Annotated in this window: 14 protein-coding genes, 1 tRNA gene and 1 CRISPR repeat array; of the genes, 9 read left to right on the plus strand and 6 right to left on the minus strand. The window is 63.1% G+C overall.

The window, feature by feature from the left end; genetic code table 11:
* The 8 genes from AC22G6_RS15350 to cas2 form a co-directional block, all read left to right on the plus strand.
* Positions 1-133: integrase core domain-containing protein (locus AC22G6_RS15350; RefSeq protein ID WP_487367561.1), on the plus strand; the 133-nt coding region annotated here is incomplete at its 5' end.
* Positions 134-337: 204 nt separating this feature from the next.
* Complete coding sequence (locus tag AC22G6_RS15355) at positions 338-2,590, plus strand: CRISPR-associated endonuclease Cas3'' (protein WP_108972065.1); 2,253 nt, start codon at positions 338-340, stop codon at positions 2,588-2,590.
* A 497-nt stretch (positions 2,591-3,087) separates the two neighbouring features.
* On the plus strand, positions 3,088-3,762 hold the full coding sequence (cas5c, locus tag AC22G6_RS15360; RefSeq protein WP_108972066.1) for a type I-C CRISPR-associated protein Cas5c: 675 nt from the start codon (positions 3,088-3,090) through the stop codon (positions 3,760-3,762).
* A complete protein-coding gene (cas8c, locus tag AC22G6_RS15365) occupies positions 3,759-5,594 on the plus strand; it encodes a type I-C CRISPR-associated protein Cas8c/Csd1 (protein ID WP_487367477.1) in 1,836 nt (611 codons plus the stop codon). Before cas5c ends, cas8c begins: the two co-directional genes overlap by 4 nt.
* Positions 5,591-6,484: a type I-C CRISPR-associated protein Cas7/Csd2 gene (gene cas7c / locus AC22G6_RS15370; RefSeq protein WP_487367478.1), complete on the plus strand. Its 894-nt coding sequence runs from the start codon at positions 5,591-5,593 to the stop codon at positions 6,482-6,484. The genes cas8c and cas7c overlap by 4 nt, the downstream gene beginning before the upstream one ends.
* Positions 6,485-6,509: 25 nt before the next feature.
* On the plus strand, positions 6,510-7,145 hold the full coding sequence (cas4, locus tag AC22G6_RS15375) for a CRISPR-associated protein Cas4 (RefSeq protein ID WP_487367479.1): 636 nt from the start codon (positions 6,510-6,512) through the stop codon (positions 7,143-7,145).
* A gap of 3 nt (positions 7,146-7,148) precedes the next feature.
* On the plus strand, positions 7,149-8,189 hold the full coding sequence (cas1c, locus tag AC22G6_RS15380) for a type I-C CRISPR-associated endonuclease Cas1c (protein WP_487367480.1): 1,041 nt from the start codon (positions 7,149-7,151) through the stop codon (positions 8,187-8,189).
* A 9-nt stretch (positions 8,190-8,198) separates the two neighbouring features.
* Complete coding sequence (cas2, locus tag AC22G6_RS15385) at positions 8,199-8,489, plus strand: CRISPR-associated endonuclease Cas2 (RefSeq protein ID WP_108972071.1); 291 nt, start codon at positions 8,199-8,201, stop codon at positions 8,487-8,489.
* Positions 8,490-8,673: 184 nt separating this feature from the next.
* Positions 8,674-14,814: direct repeats of the CRISPR family, unit length 32 nt; unit sequence GTCGCGCCCCGCGTGGGCGCGTGGATTGAAAC.
* Between the two features lie 162 nt (positions 14,815-14,976).
* Here the strand turns inward: cas2 and AC22G6_RS15390 are convergent.
* From AC22G6_RS15390 to AC22G6_RS15400, 3 genes are read right to left on the minus strand one after another with little or no spacing between them, the layout of a single operon-like run.
* Positions 14,977-15,951: an HD domain-containing protein gene (locus AC22G6_RS15390; RefSeq protein WP_108972072.1), complete on the minus strand. Its 975-nt coding sequence runs from the start codon at positions 15,949-15,951 to the stop codon at positions 14,977-14,979.
* On the minus strand, positions 15,944-17,188 hold the full coding sequence (locus tag AC22G6_RS15395; protein ID WP_487367481.1) for an Arm DNA-binding domain-containing protein: 1,245 nt from the start codon (positions 17,186-17,188) through the stop codon (positions 15,944-15,946). Before AC22G6_RS15395 ends, AC22G6_RS15390 begins: the two co-directional genes overlap by 8 nt.
* Positions 17,181-17,417, minus strand: a complete 237-nt coding sequence (locus tag AC22G6_RS15400) for a hypothetical protein (protein ID WP_487367482.1) — start codon at positions 17,415-17,417, stop codon at positions 17,181-17,183. The genes AC22G6_RS15395 and AC22G6_RS15400 overlap by 8 nt, the downstream gene beginning before the upstream one ends.
* Positions 17,418-17,560: 143 nt before the next feature.
* On the opposite strand from AC22G6_RS15400, the gene AC22G6_RS15405 reads away from it, so the two are divergent.
* Entirely contained in the window at positions 17,561-17,821 is a 261-nt protein-coding gene (locus AC22G6_RS15405; RefSeq protein WP_487367483.1) for a helix-turn-helix domain-containing protein, read from the plus strand.
* Between the two features lie 208 nt (positions 17,822-18,029).
* Here the strand turns inward: AC22G6_RS15405 and AC22G6_RS15410 are convergent.
* From AC22G6_RS15410 to rdgB, 3 genes are all read right to left on the minus strand, one after another.
* Positions 18,030-18,106 (minus strand) — tRNA-Arg (locus AC22G6_RS15410).
* A 104-nt stretch (positions 18,107-18,210) separates the two neighbouring features.
* Positions 18,211-19,443 carry a radical SAM family heme chaperone HemW gene (hemW, locus tag AC22G6_RS15415; RefSeq protein ID WP_487367484.1) on the minus strand — a complete coding sequence of 411 codons (1,233 nt, stop codon included), beginning with the start codon at positions 19,441-19,443 and terminating at the stop codon, positions 18,211-18,213.
* The gene (gene rdgB / locus AC22G6_RS15420; RefSeq protein ID WP_487367485.1) at positions 19,440-20,036 is read right to left on the minus strand and encodes an RdgB/HAM1 family non-canonical purine NTP pyrophosphatase; all 597 of its coding nucleotides are present in this window, start codon (positions 20,034-20,036) and stop codon (positions 19,440-19,442) included. The genes hemW and rdgB overlap by 4 nt, the downstream gene beginning before the upstream one ends.
* Between the last annotated feature and the right edge of the window lie 3 nt (positions 20,037-20,039).

The raw sequence follows: 20,039 nt of genomic DNA on the forward strand, positions 1-20,039 counted from the left end.
ACGCGTCGTCATCGAGCAGTGGCGCCGTCGTTACGACGAAGTACGACCGCATTCTGCGCTGGGATACCTGACCCCGGCGCAGTACGTTCAGAACCAGTCAGGCAACGACCACGAGGCCATCCGTCTCAAGTAACTCGTGGTCCGAAGAATCGGGGCAGGTCAATGCCCCTCGGCTGGATGCCTCCTATGCCGCGAATCTGCCGACCTGTCCTCCAATTACCGGTCTCTCCGTCAGGTCGTATGGTCAAGTTTGTTTTCGCAGGACTTTATCGCCTAAGGAAAATGGATATCATGATGGCATGAGTGACAACTTATCGCCGTTTTGGCGTGTTCCGTGATGGCTTACTACGCGCATTCCACGCCGAGCGTGGATAAATCCGATTGGCAAAGCCTAGCGGAGCATCTTCATAGCGTCGGCAAGATTGCCGGTAAGAACGCGGCGACCTTCGGCGCTTCAACATTGGCTGAGGTAGCCGGGTTACTTCACGATCTCGGCAAGTATTCGGAAGACTTTCAACGACGCATCGCGGGGAATGCGATTCGTGTTGATCACGCCACCCGAGGTGCGATGATCGCTGCAGAGCGCTTCGGCCCGATCGGCATGTTGCTCGCCTATGGCATCGCCGGCCATCACGCAGGTTTGGCGAACGGAGCTGAGGGCGGTGAACGCACGGGACTTCGCGACCGCATGAAGGGCATCGGCTTACCGCCGCTGAAGGACGACTGGGCACAGGAGATATTCCTGCCGGAGCAACTGCACGCACCGAAACTCTTGCTCCACAAAGAGCGCAGCATGTTTCAGTTCGCATTCCTTGCGCGCATGCTGTTCTCCAGCCTGGTGGATGCCGACTACCTCGATACCGAGGCCTTTTACGATCGGGTCGCCCCTCCCGGACAGCCCAACGACCGCAACGCATCGCGCGCGCTCGAAGTCCCCTCCCTGCAAGCGTTGCGCGAGCGCCTCGATACTCATCTTTTGGGCTTCACAGCCGACTCCGACGTCAATCGCATCCGCGCGGACATTCTCGCCTATACGCGCCAAGCCGCGCAGCATGCGCCCAGCCTATTCTCGCTCACGGTACCGACCGGCGGTGGTAAGACGCTTGCCTCGCTCGCCTTCGCGCTCGATCACGCGATTAAGCATGGGCTGCGGCGGGTGATCTTCGTGATTCCCTTCACCAGCATCGTCGAGCAGACCGCTGCGGTATTCCGTTCCGCGCTGAGCGATCTGGGCGAAGCGGCGGTGCTTGAACACCACAGCGCCTTCGTCGCAGCGCCACTTCCGCGCTCGGACGCCGAGCGTTACCAGGCCCGGGAAAAACTGCGGCTGGCGATGGAGAACTGGGATGCACCCATCGTCGTCACCACAGCAGTGCAGTTCTTCGAGAGTCTGTTCGCGGCACGCCCGTCGCAATGCCGCAAGCTGCACAACATCGCCGGCAGCGTGGTCATCCTCGACGAGGCGCAGACCCTGCCGCTGAAGCTGTTACGGCCGGCGGTCGCGGCCATCGACGAACTGGCCCGGAACTACCGCAGCAGCGTCGTCCTGTGCACAGCCACCCAGCCGGCCTTGAACGCGCCGGATTTTCGCGGCGGACTGGAGAACGTGCGTGAACTCGCCCCGAATCCGCCGGAACTCTTCCGCAAGTTGGACCGGGTACGTGTGCGCCATGTCGGCACGCTCGACGATGACGCGCTCGCGGCGCAACTCCGCGATCTCGATCAAGTGTTGTGCATCGTCAACAACCGCCGCCACGCCCGCGCCCTGTATCAGGCACTCGCCTACCAACCCGGCGCGCGCCACCTGACCACGCTGATGTGCGCCAAGCATCGCAGCCAGGTGCTCGCCGAGGTACGGGTACGCCTCAAGGCCGGTGAGCCCTGCCGGCTGGTGTCGACGTCGCTGATCGAAGCCGGCGTCGACATCTCGCTGCCCACCGTCTACCGCGCCGAAGCCGGCCTGGACTCAGTCGCCCAGGCGGCCGGGCGTTGCAACCGCAACGGCGAGCGCGCAGCGGAGCTGAGCGAGGTGCGCGTGTTCGGCACCGCCAACAGCGACTGGGCACCGCCGCCGGAACTGCGCCAGTTTGCCCAGGCCGCGCAGGAGGTCATGCGCCAGCCGCGGTTCCGCGACGATCCGCTGTCGCCGTCCGCGATCGAAGCCTACTTCCGACTCCTTTACTGGCAGAAAGGCGACAAGGAACTGGATGCCGCTAACCTGCTTGGCCTGTGCGCGGAAAGCCGCATCGATTCCCTGCCGTTGGAAACGCTGGCGGCCAAGTTCCGCATGATCGACACCGTGCAGATGCCGGTGATCGTACCCTTCGACGACGACGCCCGCGAGTACCTGAAGAGCCTGCATCACGTGGACAAGAGCGGCGGCCTCGCACGCAAGCTGCAGCCGTATCTGGTGCAGTTGCCGCGCAACGGCTTCGATGCGCTGCGCAAGGCGGGCGCGATTCAGCCGGTTGCGCCGGAGAGATGGGGGGAACAGTTCATGGAACTGGTGAACGAAGACTTGTACAACCAACATTCTGGGCTGTCTTGGGACGATCCTTCCTTCCTAAGCACAGAGCGACTGCTTTGGTGAACGTTCGTTGAGCTATTGGATAAACTTGTTCATTGAACTGTTAGCTGAAAGCGATGATATAATTTGACGGCATCCCCATTGTCTGTGTACGCTAGCTACGAAATGGCGAAGACCCCGGTGTCTGCCAACACCGAGGCCTTCAAGTAGCAACCGCTGCCACGCGGCAGAGCTAGCGTCTGGGGCTAGTAAGGAGGGCTCGTATATGGCTAGAACCCATATGACCCTGATAGGAGATTGAACTCAATCACCCACGACTCAACTCGCACCTCGCCTGCCAATCAAGGTGCGTTTGAACTGTACCGTACTTTGCAGTTCTCGTCGCACCTCCGTGGGCGCGTGGATTGAAACATTGAGCTGTTAGCCGAAAGCGTTTGATGAAACCGTGCCTCCGGCAGGTGATCTTGTCGGAGGCACTACCCAGAAGAGCAGCCTTGTCGTTAACTGCGTCGAGCACGTTCGCGACATACGCACAGCCCGATTTGGGAGGGAGGGTGTCAATGAGCTACGGAATCCGCCTGCACGTCTGGGGCGATCGGGCCTGCTTCACGCGGCCGGAAATGAAGGTGGAGCGGGTGAGCTACGACGTCATCACGCCGTCGGCCGCGCGCGGCATCCTGGAGGCCATTCACTGGAAGCCGGCGATCCGCTGGGTGGTGGATCGCATCCATGTGCTCAAGCCGGTGCGCTTTGAATCCATCCGTCGCAATGAGGTTGGCAGCAAGCTGTCACCCGGCAACGTGAGCAGGGCGATGAAGGCGGGCACCACCGCCGGGCTGGCGACCTATGTCGATGAAGACCGCCAGCAGCGTGCCGCCACGGTGTTGCGCGACGTGGCCTACGTGATCGAGGCCCACTTCGAACTCACCGACAAAGCCGGGCCGGACGATTCGGTGGGCAAGCATCTGGACATTTTCAACCGCCGCGCCCGCAAGGGGCAGCACTTCCACGCCCCCTGCCTGGGCGTGCGCGAGTTTCCCGCCCATTTCAGCCTGATCGAGGACGGCCAGCCGCTGCCCGACGCGCACCCCGCACGCGATGCGGACAAGGACTTGGGCTGGATGCTGCACGACATCGATTTCGCCCGGGACATGACGCCGCGCTTCTTTCGCGCGCAGTTGAAGGCAGGCGTGATCGAGGTGCCGCCATGGCAGGGCGAGGGGGTAAAGTCATGATCCTGCAGGCGTTGAACCGCTATTACGAGCGGCTGATCGAGCAACAGGCCGAGGATGTGGCGCCTGCGGGCTGCAGCCCGGAAAAGATCAGCTTCGAGATCCTGCTCACGCCGGATGGCGATGTGGCGCAGGTCAACGACATTCGCGACACCTCCGGCAAGAAGCCCCTGCCGCGCATGCTCAACGTGCCGCAGGCCGAAAAACGCACCGTCGGCATCAAGTCCAACTTCCTTTGGGACAAGACCAGCTACGTGCTTGGTGTGAGCAACACAAGCAAGCGCACCGACAAGGAGCATGAGGACTTCGTCGAATTGCACGAAACTGTGCTCGCCGGCGAGGACGACCCCGGACTCAAGGCCTTGCTCAGCTTCCTGCGCGGCTGGTCGCCGGATCAGTTCGAGGCACGTGGTTTCCCTGCCGACATGGTCGACGCCAACCTCGTGTTCCGGATGGACGGCGAGCATTGCTTCCTGCACGACCGGCCAGCCGCACGGGCGGTGCGCGCCCGGCTGCTCGCAGGCGACGGGGGACAGGAAGCGGCGGCAAGCGGGACGGTTTGCCTGGTCAGCGGGGAAGTGGCACCGGTGGCCCGCCTGCATCCCGCGATCAAGGGGGTGAACGGAGCGCAGAGCTCGGGTGCGTCCATCGTTTCCTTCAATCTCGATGCCTTCACGTCCTATGCCAAGAGTCAGGGCGACAACGCACCGGTATCCGAACAAGCCGCCTTCGCCTACACCACGGCGCTGAACTACCTGCTACGCCGGGGCGAACACAACCGTCAACGCCTGCAGGTGGGCGACGCCTCAGTGGTGTTCTGGGCCGAAGCGGTCGATGCAAAGCAAGCAAGCGCCGCCGAGGATCTCTTCGCCTCCATGCTCAGCCCGCCCGCCGATGACGCTTCGGAGGCCGCGCGGGTGCGTGCGGTGTTGGACTGCATCGCGAAAGGCCACCCGGTGGCGGACCTCGCCCCGAATCTCGAACCCAGCACCCGCATGTACGTGCTGGGCCTCGCGCCCAACGCGTCGCGTCTGTCGGTGCGCTTCTGGCAAGTGGATACGCTGGGCGTGCTCGCTGGCCGTATCGCCCAGCACGCTGAAGACCTGCGTCTCGAACCGCTGCCGTGGCGCACCGAACCATCCGCGTATCGGCTGGTGCTGGCGACCGTGCCGCATCGCGAGGGCGCCAAGCCCAAGGCCGACGACGCGATCAACATCGTCATTGGCGAGACGATGCGAGCCATTCTGAGCGGCGGGCCGTATCCACGCAGTCTGTTGGCCAACACCATCATGCGGTTTCGGGCGGACGGAGACATTTCCGGCCTGCGCGTGGCCTTGTGCAAGGGCGTTCTGGCGCGCGAACGGCGCCGGGACATTCGTACATCCGAGGAGGAGATCCCCGTGAGTCTCGACAAGCAATCCACCCAGCCCGGTTACCTGCTCGGGCGGCTGTTCGCAGTGCTGGAAAACGTGCAGCGCGCCGCCCTGGGCGGCCAGGTCAACGCCACGATTCGCGACCGCTTTTACGGCGCGGCATCGGCCACACCGGCCTCGATCTTTCCGGTGCTGTTGCGCAACACCCAGAACCACCTCGGCAAGCTGCGCAAGGAGCGCATGGGCCAGGCGGTGAACCTGGAGAAGGACATCCGCGAGATCGTCGGCGGCCTGCCCGACCAGTTCCCGCGCAGCCTCAAGATCGAAGACCAGGGCCGCTTCGCCATCGGCTACTACCACCAGTCGCAGTACTACTTCACGCGCCGCGACGCGGTCGGGGACGCGCCCGCCGACGAATCCGCCGAACCCACCGACATCGAAACCGAAGGAGCCGACCAATGACCGCCATCGCCCACCGCTACGAGTTCGTCTATCTGTTCGACGTCATCAACGGCAACCCCAACGGCGACCCGGACGCCGGCAACCTGCCGCGCCTGGACCCGGAAACCAACTGCGGCCTGGTGACCGACGTCGCGCTTAAGCGCAAGATCCGCAACTTCGTCGCTTTGGATAGAAACGGCGGATCGGGCTACGCGATTTATATGCAAGAAAAGGCCATTCTCAACGCACAGCACCTTCTGGGCCGCGAAGGCGTCGGTCTAACGAATGAAAGCAAGGAAGAACTGAAGAAGCTGCCGAAAGACGAGGCCAAGGCACGCGAAATCACCGCGTGGATGTGCGCGAACTTCTTCGACGTGCGCACCTTCGGCGCGGTGATGACTACGGGTGTCAATGCCGGCCAAGTACGGGGGCCGGTACAACTGGCGTTTGCGACATCAGTCGAGCCAGTCCTTCCGTTGGAAATCTCAATTACCCGTATGGCAGTGACGACTGCGGAGGAAGCGGAGAAGCAGTCGGGCGACAACCGCACCATGGGCCGCAAGCACATCCTGCCCTATGGGTTGTATCGCGCGCACGGCTTTGTCTCCGCCAAGCTGGCCGAGCGCACCGGCTTTTCCGACGACGACCTGCGACTGCTGTGGAACGCGCTCATCAACATGTTCGAGCACGACCGCTCCGCAGCGCGGGGTGAAATGGCGGCGCGCAAGCTGATCGTGTTCGAACATGAGAGCGCCATGGGCAACTCCCCGGCGCACGCGCTGTTCGATGCGGTCAAGGTGCAGCGTGCCGAGGGCACGGAAGACCGACCCGCACGCAGTTTTGCGGACTATCGCGTCCGCGTCGATTCGGAAGCCATGCCCAAGGGCGTGAGCGTGCGCGAGCTGTTGTAAAGCAGCGGGCGAAGGGGGGCGAAGCATGGACGAATCCGACGATCTCGTTCCCCTGTCCGCGCTGCAGCACTATCTCTACTGCCCGCGGCAGTGCGCGTTGATCCATGTCGAGCGCCTGTGGGCCGAGAACCGCCAGACCGCGGAAGGGCGCGTGCTGCACGACCGCGCCGACACCCCGCAGATCGAGCGCCGCCACGGCGTGCGCACGATTACCGCGATGCCGCTGTCCAGCGCGGAACTGGGCATCGCCGGGGTGGCGGATGTCGTCGAGTTTCGGGCGGAAGAGGGAGGCGAGCATCCCGTGCCGGTCGAGTACAAGCGCGGCCGCCCCAAAGCCCACCGTGCCGACGAGGTACAGCTGTGCGCGCAGGCGCTGTGCCTGGAAGCGATGTTCGGCTGCCGGGTGGCGGAGGGCGTCTTATTCTACGGTCAGACACGTCGCCGGCAGACTGTGGTGTTTGACGACGCGCTTCGTCAGCTGACTCTGGAATCCATACAGGCCACGCGCGAGATGATCCGCGCGGGGCAAACACCAACGGCGAGCTATCTGGCGAAACGCTGCGACGCCTGTTCGCTCATCGAACTGTGCCAACCCAAGCTGCTCGACAAGGGGCGGGATGTCGAAGCCTGGCTACGCGAGCAGATTGCTGAGGAACCCTGACGCATGCGTCGCCAACTCAACACCGTGTATGTGACCACCGAAGGCGCGTGGCTGCGCAAGGATGGCGAAAACATCGTCATGGAGGTGGAAGGCGAAACCCGCGCCCGCCTGCCGGCACACATGCTCGACAGCCTGGTGTGCTTCGGCCGCGTCCTAGTTTCCCCGCCGTTGCTCGGCTACTGCGCCGAGCAGGGGATCTGCGTGAGCTATCTGAGCCCCAACGGCAAGTTCCTCGCCCGCGTGGAAGGGCCGGTTTCCGGCAATGTGTTGCTGCGCCGCGAGCAGTACCGACGAAGCGACGACGGGCCGCGTTGTGCCGCCATCGTGCGCAACGTTCTTGTGGGCAAGGTGCATAACCAGCGCGCCGTGGTGTCACGCGGACTGCGTGATTACGGCGAAGATCTGCCGCCGGAGGCACGCGCAGCGCTATTGCATACCGATAAGCGCTTGAAGCGGATCGGCGTGCGACTGCTTGCCGATGCGCCGGTCGACGTTCTGCGTGGCCTGGAAGGAGAAGCAGCACAGGCCTATTTCGGAGTGCTTGACCACTTGATACGAGTACCTGATGCGGCGATGCGTTTTGGCGGGCGTAGCCGCCGTCCTCCCACTGATTCGGCGAATGCGCTGCTGTCCTTCCTGTACACATTATTGACCCACGATTGCCGGTCGGCGCTCGAAACAGTGGGGCTTGATCCCGCCGTGGGTTTCCTCCACCGAGACCGCCCCGGTCGCCCTAGTCTCGCACTGGATCTTGTTGAGGAGTTCCGCCCCGTGTTTGCTGATCGTCTGGTCTTGTCGCTGATCAATCGTAAACAGGTGTCCGCGCGTGATTTCACGCGTATGGACAATGGCGCTGTCCTGCTTAAGGAGGACGCGCGCAAGACCGTTCTCACCGCCTACCAGGAGCGTAAGAGAGAGCAATTGCGCCACGCCTTTATCGACGAAAAAATCGACATCGGGCTGTTTCCCGCTATCCAGGCACAGTTGCTTGCTAGGCACCTGCGAGGCGATCTTGATGCTTACCCTCCTTTTCTCTGGAAGTAGGGTTTCATCATGATGGTCCTCGTTAGCTACGACGTGAGTACGATCACAGCGAGCGGACAGAAACGCCTACGGCGACTGGCCAAGGCGTGTCGCGATTACGGCCAGCGCGTGCAATATTCCGTGTTCGAGATCGAAGTGGATTTTGCCCAGTGGACCTTTCTCAAGAGCAAGTTGTGTGAGCTGATCGACCCAGAGCAGGACAGTCTGCGCTTCTATTATCTTGGTAAAAATTGGCAGACAAAGGTTGAGCATGTCGGTGCAAAACCGGTTCTTGACTTGAATGGTCCGCTCATTCTCTGAATAACGGCGCGAACCTGAAGCGTCCGGGAAAACCCCGGGAGGTTCGCAATAGGTCAAAGTCTCCCATTCTTCGAGTATCTGGCTGCAGATGTCAGCCTTTTACTCCTGCTTTACGGTAACTCTCACCAGAGTTCGCAGATATCCGGTATTTTTCGTATTGTTCTCATGGAGTTGTGAGGGCACTGTCGCGCCCCGCGTGGGCGCGTGGATTGAAACTACATCGGCGATCGCCTGCCGCGGTTCCGCTCGGCGTCGCGCCCCGCGTGGGCGCGTGGATTGAAACTCCACCAGCACTTGGGGCATGCGGCGCTGCTCATGTCGCGCCCCGCGTGGGCGCGTGGATTGAAACACGTCCATCTGATTGATCGGGTCGTTCCAGAAGCGGGTCGCGCCCCGCGTGGGCGCGTGGATTGAAACAAAACGAACCATGTCAACAAAAAAAGAGACGGATGTCGCGCCCCGCGTGGGCGCGTGGATTGAAACCGTATCCGCCGGCTTGCGCGGTGAGTTGCCCGGGTCGCGCCCCGCGTGGGCGCGTGGATTGAAACCAGGCAGGACTCCAGAGGCAGGCACGCCCGGAGTGTCGCGCCCCGCGTGGGCGCGTGGATTGAAACGCCACCGGCACGCGGTGCCCGCCGATCACCATTTGTCGCGCCCCGCGTGGGCGCGTGGATTGAAACCCTTGATTCGATCCAGCAGCCGGCCGGTGATACGTCGCGCCCCGCGTGGGCGCGTGGATTGAAACCGTCCCTCGGCGCGTGCGCGTGCATGCCCTGTATGTCGCGCCCCGCGTGGGCGCGTGGATTGAAACATACTCCTGCTGGTGGTGGTGAAAAAAGGGTGAGTGTCGCGCCCCGCGTGGGCGCGTGGATTGAAACCGCTGCGCCAGGCTTTCCCGGGCAGGCGGATCATGTCGCGCCCCGCGTGGGCGCGTGGATTGAAACAGGTAGTCATAATCGGCCTCGACAGAGTACGCCGGGTCGCGCCCCGCGTGGGCGCGTGGATTGAAACCTCGCTTTAGCGCCCACTCGACCGTTGCGCGCTGGGTCGCGCCCCGCGTGGGCGCGTGGATTGAAACGATTCTTTGGTGACGAGCCCAACCGGTCACATATAGTCGCGCCCCGCGTGGGCGCGTGGATTGAAACATCGTGAGCAACCCCGCTACAAACATCCAGTACGGGTCGCGCCCCGCGTGGGCGCGTGGATTGAAACAGCTACACGTTGCGTTTGTTACACGCAACAGGGCGTCGCGCCCCGCGTGGGCGCGTGGATTGAAACATCCCAATGTGCATCACGAATGACATATACATAGGTCGCGCCCCGCGTGGGCGCGTGGATTGAAACATCAGATAGCCGATGGCGTTGCGCTTGACCGTCGTCGCGCCCCGCGTGGGCGCGTGGATTGAAACCGCTTGGTGATTACAAGGATGTTTTCGCTGAGCGAGTCGCGCCCCGCGTGGGCGCGTGGATTGAAACAGTCCGAGGTGTTCGGCAATCTCGCCTTCTGAAATGCGTCGCGCCCCGCGTGGGCGCGTGGATTGAAACGTGACGGATTCAAAGAGGTGCAGCAAAACCTCGGTCGCGCCCCGCGTGGGCGCGTGGATTGAAACATTGTGGGCGACAGCGTGCATGTGTCCGGCGTGTCCGTCGCGCCCCGCGTGGGCGCGTGGATTGAAACACGCCTACGAAGCTGCCGGCAAAAGCTGTGAGCGTCGCGCCCCGCGTGGGCGCGTGGATTGAAACATCGCGTGGTTGCGGGCCTGGGAGCCTGCTACGTCGCGCCCCGCGTGGGCGCGTGGATTGAAACACCAGCAGCCGCGAACGGATTGCTCGCAATTGGGTCGCGCCCCGCGTGGGCGCGTGGATTGAAACGCTTGCGTTGCCTTCATCCCCGCGTCGCCCTTGAGTCGCGCCCCGCGTGGGCGCGTGGATTGAAACTCTACCTTGCCGCGCTTGCTGGTGGTCTGTTCGACGTCGCGCCCCGCGTGGGCGCGTGGATTGAAACTGCGCAAGGCTATGGCTAAGGCAGAGATCGAGGATGTCGCGCCCCGCGTGGGCGCGTGGATTGAAACAAAACTACCTGAAGGAAGAACTGTGAAATCGAAAAGTCGCGCCCCGCGTGGGCGCGTGGATTGAAACGCCCCCGCATCCGCCAGCGCGGGCGCCATCGCAGGTCGCGCCCCGCGTGGGCGCGTGGATTGAAACGAGACCGTGGGCAGCGTGGGCATTGCCACGCTCACCGTCGCGCCCCGCGTGGGCGCGTGGATTGAAACAAACCCTGGGCAGCATCGGCGACCGCGAAGAAGGCGTCGCGCCCCGCGTGGGCGCGTGGATTGAAACTAACACCTCAGACACTCCAGCGAACCTCCAGCGAGTCGCGCCCCGCGTGGGCGCGTGGATTGAAACTGATCCGAGTTCGTCCGAGTTCGTGGTTTGGAGTCGCGCCCCGCGTGGGCGCGTGGATTGAAACTTCTTGGTTTCAGCCTAGTGCGAAACGGTGGGGATGTCGCGCCCCGCGTGGGCGCGTGGATTGAAACATGCGCGCACCAACTGGGCGAGGCTCTCGGCGCCGGTCGCGCCCCGCGTGGGCGCGTGGATTGAAACAACACGCTGAACGTGCTCGAGAACGATCCAGAGTGTCGCGCCCCGCGTGGGCGCGTGGATTGAAACGGAGCGTACTTGATCCACTCCCATTGCACACAAAGGTCGCGCCCCGCGTGGGCGCGTGGATTGAAACAGGTATCTGTCGGCTTAGGGGCCCCAGGGTCGATTGTCGCGCCCCGCGTGGGCGCGTGGATTGAAACACAAGGGCGATTCCATCGCCGTAACTATCCTGAAACGTCGCGCCCCGCGTGGGCGCGTGGATTGAAACTACTGCGTTTCCTCCCGGGACGAAGCCGTCGAGTAGTCGCGCCCCGCGTGGGCGCGTGGATTGAAACGGAAACACCCAGCGCGGGTGCTTACCGATCTGCTCGTCGCGCCCCGCGTGGGCGCGTGGATTGAAACTCAGACCGTGGCGGTGAAATGTCCGCTAACGTGGATTGTCGCGCCCCGCGTGGGCGCGTGGATTGAAACGAGTCGAACGGCGCAACGGCGACCGTCCGCGCTCGGTCGCGCCCCGCGTGGGCGCGTGGATTGAAACCATACGATTTATGAAGAACTCGGCGCCTACGGCAGTGTCGCGCCCCGCGTGGGCGCGTGGATTGAAACAACATGGTCGGCGGTGCGCCTGACTACTGGACTGGTCGCGCCCCGCGTGGGCGCGTGGATTGAAACAGACCGTAACCCTCACTGAAGGCCCGAACAACACGTCGCGCCCCGCGTGGGCGCGTGGATTGAAACGTCGCAGTCGGCGAGCTGACGCGGCTATCAGGTCGCGCCCCGCGTGGGCGCGTGGATTGAAACTGGTGACGGCCAGCAGCGCGCGCCCTCGTTATAGGTCGCGCCCCGCGTGGGCGCGTGGATTGAAACGATCAGGAAGCAGATCAAGCAGCTGGAAGACCTCCGTCGCGCCCCGCGTGGGCGCGTGGATTGAAACTGGCAGTCGTCTGGACTGAATGCGCTCGCCGACGGTCGCGCCCCGCGTGGGCGCGTGGATTGAAACACTGGCGCCGAGGCGCTTGGGCTTGTTCGCAATGGTCGCGCCCCGCGTGGGCGCGTGGATTGAAACTGACCTGTCGCGGTCGTTCGCGCAGCTCGCTAACACGTCGCGCCCCGCGTGGGCGCGTGGATTGAAACAACATGGTCGGCGGTGCGCCTGACTACTGGACTGGTCGCGCCCCGCGTGGGCGCGTGGATTGAAACAGACCGTAACCCTCACTGAAGGCCCGAACAACACGTCGCGCCCCGCGTGGGCGCGTGGATTGAAACGTCGCAGTCGGCGAGCTGACGCGGCTATCAGGTCGCGCCCCGCGTGGGCGCGTGGATTGAAACTGGTGACGGCCAGCAGCGCGCGCCCTCGTTATAGGTCGCGCCCCGCGTGGGCGCGTGGATTGAAACGATCAGGAAGCAGATCAAGCAGCTGGAAGACCTCCGTCGCGCCCCGCGTGGGCGCGTGGATTGAAACTGGCAGTCGTCTGGACTGAATGCGCTCGCCGACGGTCGCGCCCCGCGTGGGCGCGTGGATTGAAACACTGGCGCCGAGGCGCTTGGGCTTGTTCGCAATGGTCGCGCCCCGCGTGGGCGCGTGGATTGAAACTGACCTGTCGCGGTCGTTCGCGCAGCTCGCTAACACGTCGCGCCCCGCGTGGGCGCGTGGATTGAAACCTGATGAAGGATGAAGCCGACAGACTCATCAAGGCGTCGCGCCCCGCGTGGGCGCGTGGATTGAAACAGCGGCAGATTGAAATGGCACCACTCCGGGCGTCGTCGCGCCCCGCGTGGGCGCGTGGATTGAAACAAGCGACGCAGGCTGCAATAAACTTCCTGAAGCGTGTCGCGCCCCGCGTGGGCGCGTGGATTGAAACTTCGTCTTCGTCAGGCACCCATCCTTTGACTTCGTGTCGCGCCCCGCGTGGGCGCGTGGATTGAAACCTCACCACGGCCGATGACCCAGACCGTCACCGCCAGGGTCGCGCCCCGCGTGGGCGCGTGGATTGAAACGAGCCATTACTGCACCCGCAGGCGATACGTGCGGTCGCGCCCCGCGTGGGCGCGTGGATTGAAACTGCTGGATGCCGGCGACCACTTGCGCGCTGAACTGTCGCGCCCCGCGTGGGCGCGTGGATTGAAACACAAGCAGCGCATCAAAGTCATAGGCGAGCACAGTCGCGCCCCGCGTGGGCGCGTGGATTGAAACGCATCCGAGCAAGCCATCCGGTACGGGCAGAAGGTCGCGCCCCGCGTGGGCGCGTGGATTGAAACCTCTGAGGGAGTCTCAGATCAATCTCGGCCATGTGTCGCGCCCCGCGTGGGCGCGTGGATTGAAACACTCCGCTGGTCGCATCGCGGTTGAGTGTGGTGTCGTCGCGCCCCGCGTGGGCGCGTGGATTGAAACGAGGCCATGCGAAAGGCCAACCGCATCCTGTTCGAAGTCGCGCCCCGCGTGGGCGCGTGGATTGAAACTGCGCCCTTGAGATCGCCCTCATAGCCCTTGATCACGTCGCGCCCCGCGTGGGCGCGTGGATTGAAACGGCTACGGTGAGGTGTCGAAGAAGACGACGGCAAAGGTCGCGCCCCGCGTGGGCGCGTGGATTGAAACTGTGTTGAGGGTTGCGCGGCTACGGCGCAGGGTGGTCGCGCCCCGCGTGGGCGCGTGGATTGAAACGGTATGGCGCTCAATATCCCCGGTGGCTACGACGGTCGCGCCCCGCGTGGGCGCGTGGATTGAAACTGAATTGTCGCCTGCCATGAGCTGATCGGCAGCCGAGTCGCGCCCCGCGTGGGCGCGTGGATTGAAACCTCGGTCACGTGGCCAAGTTGCCGGGTTGGGTGAGTCGCGCCCCGCGTGGGCGCGTGGATTGAAACAACAAACTGCAGGTGCGCATCTGATGGGCATTAGTCGCGCCCCGCGTGGGCGCGTGGATTGAAACCAGTTCAATTTGTCAGGCGCTACAGCGGGATCATGTCGCGCCCCGCGTGGGCGCGTGGATTGAAACAAGGACGGTGGCAAGGTCCGAGACATGCGAGATGCGTCGCGCCCCGCGTGGGCGCGTGGATTGAAACCCGCCGACGTGTCACGCCGGATTGAAATGCTGGGTCGCGCCCCGCGTGGGCGCGTGGATTGAAACACGAGTAACGATACGTCGCAACTGCTGGCAATTCGTCGCGCCCCGCGTGGGCGCGTGGATTGAAACTGCGTTGAGGGATGCTCGGCGACGGCGCAGGGCGTCGCGCCCCGCGTGGGCGCGTGGATTGAAACTGCTTGGTGCGTTGATCTGGATTTTTTTGCAGTGGTCGCGCCCCGCGTGGGCGCGTGGATTGAAACGGTATAACGTCCAAGCCTGCGCTGCGGGTGAAACGTCGCGCCCCGCGTGGGCGCGTGGATTGAAACATTGCAGCGCATCTCCACCGGATGCTGTGGTGAGTCGCGCCCCGCGTGGGCGCGTGGATTGAAACAATCCATAGGCCGCCACGGCAGCCGGGGCAACGACGTCGCGCCCCGCGTGGGCGCGTGGATTGAAACGACAAACGATCGGGCGCAGTGCTGGGGTTGGACTGGTCGCGCCCCGCGTGGGCGCGTGGATTGAAACGTTGACGTGCGGTATCGCGTTTTGCCTTGGACTGAGTCGCGCCCCGCGTGGGCGCGTGGATTGAAACGTCCAGTTGTCGCTTGAGCACTTCGATGTTCTCTGGTCGCGCCCCGCGTGGGCGCGTGGATTGAAACATCAGCGGCAAGATCGGCTATGAGGCGCAGCTTGGTCGCGCACCTCTCACGGGGTGCGCGTGGATTGAACTTTCCTGACTTATCCTCCGATGCCGAATACAAAAAAGCCCGTGCTCACCTCTCAGTGGCCCGGGCCTCTAGGCATACTCCTCGCTCGATGTCTCACAAGTGCTCACTTGCCCCGCTCACAATCACATACGGCTGCATGCCAAGATGCCGATGGTACTGCCCAAACCCCGTGCTCTTTGGCGCGTGCCGTCGGATCAATTCGCCCTCTCCAGATGCCCTGTCTGCCATTGAGAGCAATTTCGCCTCAAGGCTTTGCGGTTCCCGCAGGCCGAGCCAGAGCGGCGCGCCCTTGGCGCTCGACAGGATATGAATCAGTGCCAACCGGTGATCATGGGGAATATCCACGTTGTGCTTTGCACACGCTGCGGCGACCCACTCGATCACCGTGGTGCGATGCCCGATGAGACGCCCGCGGTCCGAAAGCACAAGCCGTCGGTTGGCCAGGCGGTATTCATCGGCTTTGCCTGCATCGTGAAGTAGAGCTGCAAGAATAAGTGCTTCTTCGCAGACAACGGGATCACCGGCGGCCAGTGCGAGGGCTCGCTCGGCAACCTCAACGCTGTGCCGGAGGTTGCCTTCACGGTCGTTATGATGACCGTTGAGCGAGCTTGGTCCCATGACGAAGCGATGAAAGCGGTTGTCGTCCCAGAAGATCGCGTTCAGCAGATGCCGATACGGCAGTGGAAGCGCTTCCCACAACTTGGCAGCACGCTTAAGCAATGCACGATCGCGCACCCAGCTCGGGAGCACTGTCGCGAAGAGATTCAATGAGGGCATGGGCCGCTCAAGCACCGCGAGGCGAGCAATGTTCACCGCACCACCAATGGAGGTTGGGCGACCGCGCCAGCGGATTGAGACCAGTGCGCCCGCCACAATCCGGTTGTCCGCGTGGCGATCGGACCATTCGACCGAGAGCGAAGCTGCATCATGATAAAGCGCGGCACGTGACAGCACGCCAGCGTCTCCGTGGGGGTATCGCTCGATCGAGCAGACACGGAAGGCGGGCGGCAGCTTCTGGACGACCAGATCTTCGGAAGCGCTGGGCACCGGGAAGTAGTGATCACTCATGGTCGCCCCCTCCGTTTGCCGCCACAGTGACATCCAGCGGATGCTCGGCGATGGCGCCCGTGATCAGTCGCTCGAAGGCCGAGCCATCCCGGCGCGTGAGGTTCGGGACATACCGGCTGTAGACGCGAAAGAGCATCTCGGTCGTCGTGTGTCCGAGCTGGCGGGCGATCCATTCCGGTGCCTCGCCGGCGGCGAGCCACAGCGTTGCTGCCGTGTGCCGGCACTGGTAGGGACGGCGCTTCTTCAGCCCGAGGTGGCGCAGCAGCGGGTACCACACCCTGTTGGTGATGTTCTTGTGATCGAGCGGCTTGCCGAGCCGGTTACAGAACACGTACTCGGAGAGCGTGCCCGTAGCGGCCTGCTGTCGCTTCAGCGCCTCGAATACGATCTGGCTCATTTGGATATCGCGCTGACTGCCGTCGGTCTTGGTGTATTCGTCCTCGCCATTCACCACGGTCTCCCGGATGAGGAGCAGACGGTTTTCGAAGTCGACGTACTTCCACTTCAGCCCATCGACCTCGCCCGTGCGCATGCCGGTGAAGAAGCGCACGGTGAAGTAGTCGCGAAAGTCCGCCCGGATCGTGTCCAGGATGGTCTTCACCTCATCGAGCGAGAATGGATCGACGTCGGTCCGTTTGATACGAAGCTGTTTGATGCTGTGGAACGGTGTGCGAAAATCAAAGCGGTCGGCCGCTTCATTGAGGATTTGCCTGAGTGGGTTCATCACTTTGTTGATCCTTGCTGCAGACAGCTTCGTCTTTTTGCCTTTCGCGGTTGCTTTCCCGAGCTCGGCGCGATAGGCAAGCACTTCCGCCTTGGAGATCTGGCCGACCTCCTTATCCCCGAAATGGGGAATCAAATGACTGTCGAGTGTCGCCCTGAGCGTGAGCTTGTACGACTTGCGCCACTCGATCTCCCGCTCGCCGTACCAGACCTCCGCAAAGTCACAAAAGAGCGGGGTGGTGGGCGCTGGCGCTGCTCCAACGATAGCGGCCGCAGTGATGGTCAGAGACAGCTTATCGTCGAACTTGGCGGCGTTCTTGCTGTTCGGGAAGTAGCTGCGGTACTGGAAGGTGCCGGCTGCGATGTCGGCTTCGATTAGCCGCAACATTTTCTCAAGCTTCTTCTTGTTGCTCGGTGCGTCTGGTAGCGCCGTATATTCCCTGCAACGCTGTCCTTGGTACCGAAAGTCGAAGAAGAGCGCGCCGGTCTGGTCATGCTTTCGGATGCTACCCATGACAGATGCCTCCGTTGGCCATCGGAATGGCGAACGAGCTGACCGACGACCGAACTGCCATGTCCTGCTCGATCTGCTCCCAGATATAGAGGATCTTGCGGCCGCCAAACGGGCGGATGTAATGGGTGCCCTCGAGCAGCACGCTGTCCTTGAGGCGCTCACGAATCGTTCTCGGGTCATACTTGATTCGCACCGAGAGTTCGTCTGTGGTCAGGTAGGTGAGTGACATGACTTTCTCCTTGATTAAAGTCGTTTGCAGAAGTCACGATATATGAGCTTCTGATAACAAATTTAATCATGGTTGTGAGCAATGTCAACTGCGGGTGATAATGTTTTTTATCACTCGATAGTAAACAGACTCAGGCGTAGATCATGATTAGGTTCAGGCTTAAGGAACTTGTCGCGGAGAAGGAGTTTCGCGAACGTCGCGTGATTACGATGACGGAGGTTGCTGCCAAAACTGGTATCAACCGGATGACATTGTCGAAAATCGCAAACCACCCGGGTTACAGCACTGTTACAGACAACCTCGACCGGCTATGCGATTACTTCGAGTGTCGTCTTGAGCAACTGGCGCAGCACATACCGACATTACCGAACGAAAGTTCATCATCGACTGATGTTCAGCCTTGAGTCGGTACGGTGCGTTGTGTGAAGAAAGGGCGCGCTGCCTTGCCGCCTTAAAAAAATTTACTGTTTTGGCTAGGAAAGCAGGGGTCAAAATTGGTGCTGCGAAAAATTTCTGGAAGGATCGTGGGCCAGACTTGGGCCAAGAATGGGCCAAAGATGGGCCAAAAATAAAAATGGGTTAGGTCGCTTTGACCTAACCCATTGAAAAATATGGCGCGCCCGAGACGATTCGAACGTCCGACCACTGCCTTCGGAGGGCAGTACTCTATCCAGCTGAGCTACGGGCGCAGAGTGGGCCGGTCAGAACGACCAGCGCACGAAGGCCGGAAGGATATACCGCTTCGCGGGGGAAGTCCATTCGGCCTTCGTGTGTCAATGAAGCGGTGTGGGGTTCAGTCGCGCAGAAAGACCTGCAGCAGATCATTGAGAAAGCGGCGGCCTTGCTCGGTGGGGCGCAGGGTGTTGTTGGCGGTGTCCAGCAGGCCGCGCTTGCGGGCGTCGATGAGTTCGGCTTCGATGCTGGCCAGCGGCAGGCCGGTGCGTTCGGCGAACAGGGTGTGGGGCACGCCGCCTGTGAGGCGCAGGGCGTTCATCATGAACTCGAAGGGGAGTTCGGTGGTGCCGACGTCGCGGCGCTCCTGGATGAAGTCGCCTTTGGTTGCGCCTTCGAGGTAGCGGCCGGGGTGCTTGTGGCGCATCTCGCGCACGATGCCTTCGTGGCTGGAGAGCTTGCCGTGGGCGCCGGGGCCGACGCCGAGGTAGTCGCCGAACGCCCAGTAGTTGAGGTTGTGGCGGCATTCCTGGCCGGGGCGGGCGAAGGCGGAGGTTTCGTAGTGCCTGAAGCCGGCGTCGGCCAGGCGCGCTTCGATGGCGTCCTGCATGTCGGCGGAGAGGTCGTCGTCCGGCAGCGAGGGCGGCGTGTGGGCGAAGGGCGTGTTGGGTTCGAGCGTGAGGTGGTAGCACGACAGGTGGCTGACGCCGGTGGCGAGCGCGGTGTCGAGGTCCTTGAGTGCGCCTTCGAGCGTCTGCTCGGGCAGGGCGTACATCAGGTCGAGGTTGATGCGCTCGAAGTGCTGCTGGGCGATGTCGATGGCACGGCGCGCTTCACCGCTGTCGTGGATGCGCCCGAGGCGCTTGAGCATGGTGTCGTCGAAGCTCTGGATGCCGATCGACAGCCGATTGACGCCGGCGGCGCGGTAGTCGCGGAAGCGTTCGGACTCGAAGGTGCCGGGGTTGGCTTCGAGGGTGATCTCGGCCATCGGGTCGAGCTGCAGGCGCATGCGCAGGGCGACGAGCAGGCGGTCGAGGGTGGCGGCAGACATCAGGCTGGGGGTGCCGCCGCCGATGAAGATGCTCAGCACGCGCCGGCCCCAGACCTGCGGCAGGGCGGATTCGACGTCGGCGATGACGGCATCGAGCCACGCATCCTCGGGCAGGCTGCCATCGCTGCTGCGACTGGTGTGCGAGTTGAAGTCGCAGTACGGGCACTTGCGCACGCACCACGGGAAATGCACATACAGCGACAGCGGGGGCGAGGCGCTGAGCTGGGGTTTTTCGAGGGTGTCGGGGCGGGCGCCGACGGCGGCCGGGGCCGGCGTCAGCGGGATGATGCGGCGATCACTCACAACGGATGGGCGGCGAGGCGGTCGAGCAGGTGACGCATGGCTGCGCCGCGATGGCTGAGCGTGTTCTTGAGCCCGGCGTCGAGTTCGGCGGCGGTCTGTTCGAGTTCGGGCAGCCAGAACAGCGGGTCGTAGCCGAAGCCACTGTCGCCACGCGGTGCTTCGAGGATTTCGCCGTGCCATTCGCCGTCGGCGATGAGCGGGCGCGGGTCCTGAGCGTGACGCACGAGGACGACCGCGGAATAGAAATACGCCGTGCGGTCGGTCTCGTTGGCGAGTTTGTCGAGCAGCAGCAGATTGTTGCGTGCATCGGATTTCGGCTCACCGGCGAAGCGCGCCGAGTGCACGCCGGGCGCGCCACCGAGCGCGGTGACGCACAGGCCGGAGTCGTCGGCGATGGCGGGCAGGCCGGTGGCCGCGGAGGCGTGGCGGGCCTTGGCCAGCGCGTTCTCGACGAAGGTGGCGTGGGGCTCCTCGGCTTCGGACACGCCGAGCACGGATTGCGGTACCACCTCGATGCCGAGTGGCGCGAGCAGGGCCTGCATTTCGGCGGCTTTCTTGGCGTTGTTGCTGGCGAGAACGAGACGCTGGCTCATGGT

Source organism: Parazoarcus sp. PS-13 R2A, assembly GCF_057621855.1.